This window comes from Synechococcus sp. R5-13 (assembly GCF_047462015.1).
Taxonomy (GTDB): domain Bacteria; phylum Cyanobacteriota; class Cyanobacteriia; order Thermostichales; family Thermostichaceae; genus Thermostichus.
Genome location: NZ_JANSIL010000083.1, coordinates 1 through 2,020, shown reverse-complemented (window position 1 = coordinate 2,020; position 2,020 = coordinate 1). Strand labels below are relative to the sequence as shown.

The 2,020-nt window shown below is 58.6% G+C and carries 1 protein-coding gene; it reads left to right on the top strand.

Going from position 1 to position 2,020, the window contains the following annotated elements:
- The first annotated feature begins 148 nt into the window (after positions 1–148).
- Positions 149–1,834, top strand: coding sequence for a SpoIID/LytB domain-containing protein (locus tag NW840_RS06980; RefSeq protein ID WP_414343308.1), 1,686 nt, complete (start codon positions 149–151; stop codon positions 1,832–1,834).
- Positions 1,835–2,020 lie beyond the last annotated feature (186 nt).

The following is a 2,020-nucleotide window of genomic DNA, read 5'->3' as shown; positions in this document are numbered from 1 at the left end:
TGCCAAACCGCCTAAAGCTCAGTAAATTCAGCAAAGTTCAGGGTTTTGGGGGTTAGAGGCATGCTCCCCACTGCTGACGCAACCGCTGCAGGTAGGCCAAAAAAGATGGGGGTAAAATCGACAGGGTGTGTTTTAAGATAAAGCGGCCATGGCCAGTTGTCAGCCTCCCACTGCCAAACCCCGTCGGTTTTTAGGGGCTCCGTCCCGCTGGCGCAAACAGAGCACCCTCATTTCCGGCTTGGGCCTGTTGCTGGCGGCCTTAGCGCTCCATGCCGCCGACGCAACCGGAGTTCGTGAAGAGACCTTGGCCACGGCAGCCACCCCCGAAAACCCAATCCTGCATATAGGCATTGTGCAACGCTTTGGCCGTTCTGAGACGGATCAAGTGGAGCTGGCGGCGCCGACGGGATCCCTTCTCACCCTGGAATTCCCTCAAGCAGACGGCAGCACCCAGACCCAGCGAACGCCTCGGGTCAGCATCGGCATTGTCAATCGCGCCCTGACCACCCCGGAAACCGTATACCGTCTAATCCTCAGCAGCCACAAAAGTTTTGAGAGTGCCGAGGCCAACGCCAACCATTGGCAGTCTCTGGGCATCAGCACCGAGATCGCCCAGCCGCAAGAATGGCAGGTGTGGGCCAACCGCGCCTACACCCCGCAACAACTGATCCAGATTCAGCAGTATGCCCAGAAGGAAGGGATCCCCCATGTGCGGCTCGAGGTGCAGGAGCGACGCGAACGGGCGGAGCTGAGCTGGGTTCATGAACACTTTCGCTACCACCGCACCCGCCTCAGGGTGACCTCCGATGCTGGCTATCTGCGGGTGAACGACCGCCACTACGCCGGCTCTATTACCATTCAGCCCAACGCCTACGGCAGCTACACCGTAGTCAACGCCGTGCCCCTGGAAACCTATTTGCGGGGGGTGGTGCCCCACGAGGTGGGGTCGGGGGCTCCCTTTGCCGCCATGGCTGCCCAGGCGATCCTGGCGCGCACCTACGCCCTCAAGAACCTCCACCGCTTTCAGGTTGACGATTATCAGCTCTGTGCCAATACCCACTGCCAGGTTTACAAGGGATTGACCGGAACCCACCCGCGGGCTGACGAGGCCATTCGCCAAACCAGTGGCCTGGTGCTCACCTACAATGGCGAGCTGGCGGATGCTGTCTATTCCTCTACCAATGGCGGCATCTCGGCGGCCTTTGAAGATGTTTGGGACGGGGATCCGCGCCCCTACCTGCGCCGGCAAGCGGATGTTGCCCATCAACCGGGTAAGCCCTTGGATTTGCGGCAGGAGAGCAGCTTCCAGGCGTTTTTGGCCCAGCGAGAGGGCTTCAACGAAGCAGGAGTATCCCGCCTATTCCGCTGGGAGTTCTCCCTATCTTTGGAGGAGCTGAACACCCAGTTGCGGGCCGGCCAAGACTACCTAGGGATCCCGATGCCCACCTGGAGCAGCATCGCGGGGATGCAGATCCTGGAGCGCTCCGCCAGTGGCCGGGTGCAGGTGATGCAATTGGACTTGCAGACGGCAGAAGGGATCCGCTCGATTCTTTTGCGCAAGGATCAGGTACGCTTGGCTTTTCCTCGCCTGTACAGCACCCTGTTTCGGATAGAGCCTCTGAAACAAGGGGAGCGATTGGCAGGCTATCGCTTCATCGGTGGCGGCTTTGGCCATGGGGTGGGCCTGAGCCAGTATGGCTCCTATACCCTGGCTCGGCAGGGGTTTAACGCGGCACAAATCCTGGCTTTCTACTACCCCGGCACCACCTTGGCCCCGCTGGGATCCCTATCCTTGCAGTTGCCTGCCGCCTCAGCAGCCTACTCTATCCGCTAGAGGTTGGGTGAAAGTTATGGCCGTTCGCGACAGCGGGACAGAGCCTTTAGAAGAGCATGACTCTAGTCAATAGTAAGCTCAACTATACTGAAAATAATGTATAATATGTTTAGTATGGATTACTACCAGTTGATCTTTCTGTTTACTTTCGAGTCTGCCAACATGGTAGCCAAAGCAAAGCAGAAA

Excerpts from the sequence above, each read along its gene's own strand:
- NW840_RS06980 (WP_414343308.1), top strand. The coding sequence starts at position 149 with ATGGCCAGTTGTCAGCCTCCCACTGCCAAACCCCGTCGGTTTTTAGGG.